General features: G+C 36.9%; 4 protein-coding genes. All 4 read right to left on the bottom strand.

Annotation, left to right across the window (positions count from 1 at the left end):
- Positions 1-182: 182 nt before the first annotated feature.
- A complete protein-coding gene (locus ACEN33_RS11470; protein ID WP_407095146.1) occupies positions 183-3068 on the bottom strand; it encodes an AAA family ATPase in 2886 nt (961 codons plus the stop codon).
- Positions 3058-4329: an exonuclease SbcCD subunit D gene (locus ACEN33_RS11465; protein WP_407090239.1), complete on the bottom strand. Its 1272-nt coding sequence runs from the start codon at positions 4327-4329 to the stop codon at positions 3058-3060. Before ACEN33_RS11465 ends, ACEN33_RS11470 begins: the two co-directional genes overlap by 11 nt.
- Positions 4330-4448: 119 nt before the next feature.
- Positions 4449-4808, bottom strand: coding sequence for a YlbF family regulator (locus ACEN33_RS11460; protein WP_197104694.1), 360 nt, complete (start codon positions 4806-4808; stop codon positions 4449-4451).
- A gap of 125 nt (positions 4809-4933) precedes the next feature.
- Positions 4934-7060: a transglycosylase domain-containing protein gene (locus ACEN33_RS11455; RefSeq protein WP_407090240.1), complete on the bottom strand. Its 2127-nt coding sequence runs from the start codon at positions 7058-7060 to the stop codon at positions 4934-4936.
- Positions 7061-7275: the final 215 nt, after the last annotated feature.

The following is a 7275-nucleotide window of genomic DNA, read 5'->3' as shown; positions in this document are numbered from 1 at the left end:
AAGTGAATTCTCCTTTTAGTAATGTATGGTAACTTTATTATATAGGAATTCACTGGCTTTTGTGTACATACAAAAAAAGGTGTCAGTGAGATTTCTCTCACCAACACCAAAAATTCAAGAACCATAATAGTGAAGTCATTATTATTTAAAGACTCAGATATGGACTGATCTTATTCAACCTGTTATTCAGATTTTTCTTCCTTTGCTGCTTCTAACGATTCATCCAAAGCTTCTTTATAATCTTGAGTGTTCTCATTAGGTAAATCAATTGAGTTAATTTCCTCTAGATTAATAATAAATTTCGGATGGAATGTTTCATTAGCTTGCTGGTCAAAAGTAAAGAATAGCACTTGTATGTCTTCACTAATATCTTGCAGCACTTTATACATGCTAGTTTTACGGAATTCATCAAAGTTTACAAAGGCATCGTCAATGATGATTGGCATCTTAATCATTCTCTGAGCACTAATGACAAAGGCTAATCTTAAGGCAACATATAATTGCTCCAAAGTACCTTGTGATAATTCGTGTGGTGAGAATAAGACGTCACTAAATTGTTTTACTTTAATATCTTTCTTATTCATCTTAATTTGTGTATAGCGACTGAAACTTAAGATATTAAAGATATGATCAGCAATATCATTCATTTCATTGACTGGATTATCCAAACCTTTACGAAGTGTTTGATTAATCATATCCATTGCCAAACGTTTAGTTCCCCATTCATGAATCACTTCAAGAATTTCTGTCTTTTTATTCTCAAGTTGTTGTGATAATTCTTGGAAAGTACCGTCTTGCTCAAGTTGTTGAATCTCCACGACGAGATTCGCTCTCTCACGAATATTCGGATCTAACTTCCCTTTCAGAATTGAATGCTCACGTTCTGATTCATGGAATGACTCGTTAAGACTTTGTTTACTTTCAATCGAAGCTAAATCATCTTCGTAGCCAGTAATTTGTTCTTTATAAAGTTCTTTTTTATTCGTTAAGTCTTCAATTTCTTGGTTAATTGACACTCGTTGTTCAAATTCTAAGCGATTTGTAACATCCGTTTTATTATAGATGTCTTGAATCTCAACTTGTCGTGCGTCAATTTTGCCTTTGTTTTTCTCAATGCGTTCTCTAGCCTCAACTAAACGCTCCTTCAAGCTATTCCCTCTTTGTTGAGCTTGAATTAATGACGCTTCAACTTCTTCCACGTGACGAATTAACACGCGCGTAGTTACATCCTTGGCTGGGAATCGTTCTAGAAGTGGCGAGATTGCATCTTTCCAATCTTCAATTTGCGATGCTAATTTGGCCAATTCAGCCTCATAAGTCTCGCGTTTTTCCATCTCAGAGAAGTAGGTTTTCACTGGATTTGTCTTTAGAATCCACTCTGGATCAGCTGTTGGATAAAAACCAATCTCAGTTAACCAATGATTTTGATCTTTTACAATTTCAGCTTTTGCTTCTTCTAATTCATTAATTGTATCTTCTTTTTCATTGATTTCTGTACCGAGTTCACGACTTTGCTCACTCACTTGTTTCTCTTCTTCTTTCAACTGGTTCGCTCGATCGAGGACTGGACTATTATTAAACTCATTCATTAAGTTACGGTGTTTTATAAACACATAAGACATTGACGCAATTCCGATAATGGTCATAAACACACCTAACCAGAATATTATATTCGCCATACTTGCTTCATTAACTAAATTGAAGAATACGACAATGAGCCCAACAACTAACAGTGTTAAACCTATAAAGTACTCTGATAATCGCGTATTTTGAATTAGAATTTCTTCTTCATTTACACGCTGATTCTCAATCTTCGCCACACTTTGACGCAAGTTTGCGCTTTTATTTTGCAAATTTTTTCTCTGTTCTAAAAGCATCTTACGTTGAATTCGAATGGTTTCAATTTCAGAATTGCTGTCGATTAATTTTGTTTGGATGATTAAGCCTTTTTCAACTTTTTCTTCATAAGCTTGGCTGTTCTCAATCTTTTCTGGATAGAATTGTCCTTTTACCGCTAATTGAGTCATAGATTCGTTTGTTTCGTGAATACGCTGATTCATTTGCTCAAATTTGGTTTGAACTTCTTTAATTTGCTCTGTATGAGATAACCATTTCTTACGGTCTTGTTCATGATTATTCGCCCAATTAAATCGTGTTAGCTGGCCTAAATCGTTTTGAATGTGAGAGATACGTTCTGTTAAGGCTGTATTCTCTTCCTCCAAGTTTTGGATGGAGTCCACATCATCTTTCAATTTCTTTGGCGCGTTCTCAGGAATAGTCGTAAATACAAGTCCCTGTAAGGCTTTCTCTGTCGCTTTGAGTTTCAAGTAAGTGTCATAACGCGAGATGAGTTTATCTTTTTCTCGTATGTCTTGTTCAACTTGATTGAGTTGTTGATTTGTTTCTTTGATGACAACATCAATTTGGTCCCGACGTCTAGTTAAATCATTGTAGCGTCCCGTGTTTCTTTTAGCTTCATTCGCTTGTTCAGAAAGATGATCATAATCATTAAGCAGACGGTTTAGTTCAGGTTTAACACCCCTAGGTTTGAATAATTCATCCGTTTGTTTCTCAAGATCCTTAGAGATGCTTAAGAATTTATCGCTTCCAAGGGTTCCGATACTTAGAAAATAATCATTTAACTGGTCTGCGCCTACATTCGCTAATTCTTGTAAATTCGCTAAGTTAAAGGCATAAAAGTTATCAAATAATGACTCGTCTAAGCCACCTAATATTTCATTCAGTTTAGATACAGCTAATTCTTCGCCTGAATCTGTATAAAGTTTCAATTCTTTATCCGTTCTTTCGATCCAAACATCACCATAGACTGTTTCTGTTAACAGAATGCGTCCACCGTATACGTCACTATTCTTAGGTTCATAACGATTAGGCTGGTTTACTTTTTTACGTCGACTTGGAAAACCGAAGAGAATCGAACGAATAAATGATTGTAAAGTTGATTTACCTGACTCATTACGGCCATAGAACAATTGAATGTCATCGTTAATATCAAACTTTTGGTTAATCCAACGTCCATATCCATAGATATCTAATGTTTTAATTCTCATGAGTCTCATCCTCCGTCTCTTTATCTAGCCCGATCATTTGTGCTATTAATTGTCGAGCAGAATAAATCATATCTTCCTGTAAGGATTCATCATGTTCTAAGTTAAAGTGACGTTTAATTAGTGGATGTTGATGCAAATCAGATACGACTGTCTTAAAGCGGTCGCCCCCTTCTAATTCTTCCACCACTTTATTAAAACTTTCCTCCAAACCTGGATCAAAATGAAAGACGTCTAAAGATACATTTAATTTGGGTGTCATTCGATGAATGAGTACAAATGGACTTTCCTGATAATCTTGGTCTAAGACTTGGAAAAATTCGCCATCTTGAATTTGTTCAAGGAGTTGAGGTTCAAGTCTTTGGGCTTGAGTTAACTCCACATGAATAAAGTAAGTTTGTTGATTTGCGTTCGCTTCATCTTGGAAATTAGCCCTGATTTGTTGTAATTCTTCAATAATATCATTCGCTTGCCAATCAGATTCGCACTCTAATTTAGCATTTTCCCAAACAATTGAAGCAAGAGAGTAAAACGTATTTATCGTTTTTTGACCCTTCTCTAATTCAACGATATAGCACCCTTTATCGCCAGTTTCATTAATATGACGTCCTTGGATTGTCCCAGCATATTGAATCAATGGTTCTTGGTTCATCACTTCAGATTTATGAATATGTCCTAAAGCCCAATAATCATAGCTTTTTGAGAGTAGTTCCTCGATATTAAAAGGAGCATAATTTCCTGAATCTGATTCAATTCCTTCTAAAGCTCCATGTAACAGCCCAATATTGAAAGCTTCTGGGTTGTTATTCATTGGATAATCATTAACCACGCGTTCGTGAATCCATTTCGTTGTATAACTGAAACCATGAATTTGAACTAAACGTCCATCCTCTAGATTGAATTCATAACTTGATACTTGTCGGGAATCTAGAGCATGCACATTGTTGGGATAGATCACACGTGCTTTATCTGGACGAATATAATCATGATTACCATGTATAAGTACAACGGGAATGTCCACTTTATCTAAGCGTTCCATTTGTTTCATAAAAAAATGCTGAGCGACGATTGATTGCCGCTCGCTGTTATACACATCACCTGAAATTAGCATGACATCAACGTCTTCATTAATCGCAATACTTACACAGCGCTCAAACGCTTTAAACGGGGCATTGATTAACTCTTTTTGTAATTGAGGCGAATCATTACCTAGCCCTGCAAAAGGACTATCTAAGTGTAAATCGCTGACGTGCAATAATTTCATCTTGTTTGCTCCTTTCATTGAATAGTTTTATATAAGAGAGAAAATTTACGTAAAGAAAACCAGCCAAAAGCATCGATCGTCTCGAAAACTTCCAGCTGGCAATAAAGTTCAGCAAATAATTACTGGCTCATGTTTTGATAAACTTCATTTAATGGCTTCGTAATAATCTGGTTGATGTCATTAATCGTTTGGCTTACTTGTTGCTCACTAGCCATTAAACGGTTAATGTTCTCATCTTCTTGAACTTTAACAGACATTGCTTGAATGTTTGCAATCTCTTCTTCTGTAGGTGCTTCACCTTGCATTTGTTTCTGTTGTAATTGTTGCGAAATCGCGCGGAATTCTTTGAATAACTCACGACTCTCATCGTTCGCTTCAATGGCAGCAACTGATTCTTTTAAATCATTATATGCTGGTAATGCTCTTAAGTCGCGCTCCAATTGATTCGCAGTATCATAAATATTATTATTTTCTGTCATACTCTCTCTCCTTTTTTAACTTCTATCTTAATATTAGCAAAATTAGACTCTCTTTACTACCAGAAACGGTTATAAATCTGAATTAATTTGAAAGTTACATTAGTTAGTTTTCCACACAAATTAAACTAATTTATCCAACCCGAAACTTCTTCAACTACATTAGAACCAATTCTACCTATCTCATTGAGTAGATTCCCACCGTGTTCAGTAATAAACTCACCCGCATCATTCAAGAAGTACGTTGCTTGTTCTTGCCAATTATTCGCATTCTCCACAATGTTTGTAGACTCTTGAGTTTGTGACGCATAAGTGACATCGAAAGGCGTCTGCGGTGATTGATTCATTAGTGCCGTTGTCTGAAGATTGAATAAGGCACCCATACCAGTTGGCATGAGTTCATCTAAAGACGGTTGGCCTTCGACGTCTACTTCGTCTAAGCCTGACCATGACACGACGACAAAGTCTGGTGTGTAACCAACCATCCATCGATCACGTGTATCCATATTTCCTTCTGCTACTTCGGTGCTTCCGGTTTTACCAGCTAACATACCATAATCTGGTCCGGATCCATAACCGGTCCCGTATCCACCATAAGTATCTAACATCATGCTTGTCATATCTGCAGCGACATTAGAAGTCATTACCATATGTTTTGTTGGTGATTCATTGTTGTAGACCACTCGTCCCGATGCATCTTCAATTCGACGAATAAAACTACTTTCATAACGAATACCTTCATTAGCAAAGGCTGAATAAGCATTCGCTATTTGTAGTGGTGAAAGCCCTGGATTAATAACTCCAAGTGCTAAGGATAAATCTTGATTTTCTTGCGGGACATTAATACCAAATTGTCTTAATTTTCTGACCGATTCACTAATTCCAATATCATCCATTAAGTGAACAGCTGTTGTATTCTTACTTTGCGCTAAGGCGTAGTATAATTCAGTTTCGCCACCCGGTTCCGTATAATTATTATAATTATTTGGCGCATAATCATTCGCACCATGGCCTTCCACGACATCCGGAACGATTGAATGCATATTGTAACCATTCTCAAGGGCGGGTACATAGACAGCCATTGGTTTAAGTGTTGATCCTGGTAAGCGGTACATGTCCGTTGCGCGGTTAAAGCCGCGATAGACATAATCCCCTCGGCCGCCGTAGACTGCCATAATCCCACCCGTATTTGGATCAATAACGACACTTGCACTTTGAACTAATGGTTCTCCTGTCCCATCATCTGGGAATATCCATGTATTATCATATGACCTGTCTATGGCATTTTGATATGCAGGGTTTAAATTCGTATAAATTTTATAACCTTTTGATAATAAATCATCTTCTGGAATATCAGTCACTGCCACTACTTCATTAATGACACCATCGAAGTAATACGGATAAGTGTAACTATCCTCGACATAGTAATTATCATAAAGATATATTCCTTCAGCCATTATGGCATCAGCATCTTCTTGGGTGATGACATTATCTGAAGCCATCAATTGAGCTACAACATTCCGTCTTTCAATCGCCGCTTCATAATCATCAATCGGGTTAAATATTGAAGGTCCCTTAAGAGTTCCTGTTAGGACCATACTTTCATTATAGTTAAGTTGCGAAGCTGGATGACCAAAGTATTTCTGAGAAGCATCTTCAATCCCCCAAACTCCGTTACCATAGTAGGAATTATTTAAATACATTTCTAAAATCTGGTCTTTTGTATAATGCTTTTCAACTTCTATAGATAGAAAGAGTTCTTTAATCTTCCGTTGGAAGGTTTGATCGAGCGTTAAGAAGGCATTCTTCACAAGTTGTTGGGTAATCGTACTCCCACCACCGCCACTCGTGTCTCGATTGATTAATAACCTAACAAACGCACGTCCGATCCCGATAGTATCGAAACCGTTATGTTCATAGAAGCGTTTATCCTCAACGGCCACTAACGTCTCTCGCATCTGGGGCGAGATTTGATCTAAAGGAACATAGGTCCCTTTTTGAGCCATTAAAGTTCCAGCACTTGTATCATCGTAAGCATAAATAGTTGTTTGAGACATAAGTCCTTCTTGCAAGGTAGCGACACTCGTTGTCTTAGCAATAAGAACAGAATAACTTGATAGCAGTAAGGCAAACGTTAAGGCAATAAAGATTAACCACTTCCAACCACGGTAATATTGCCACATGGATTTTACTTTATCCCAGGTTGCATTACTTTTTCTCGTTGGTTTCGTTGGTTGATTGTTATTTTCTTCCATAGTTTGCCTCCTTTCATTTTATTATTGTATAAATTAATATAGTATTATCTTACTGATTTGTTATCAGCCTAAGGAATGATAGCCTTACTGGGAGCGTCAAGAAGTTTGTGTAAATAAAGAATTCCTTCTGTAAAAAAATCAGCTCTCTGCTAGTGTTCCAAACATTTCCCATAGCTCTGCTTCAGCTTGCTGGAAACCGCGGTGGCTTCGGGTTA

This window comes from Ruoffia sp. FAM 24228 (assembly GCF_045528575.1).
In the GTDB taxonomy this organism is placed as follows: domain Bacteria; phylum Bacillota; class Bacilli; order Lactobacillales; family Aerococcaceae; genus Ruoffia; species Ruoffia halotolerans.
Note: the sequence above shows the minus strand (reverse complement) of the source record. Positions and strands in the feature narration are given on the sequence as shown.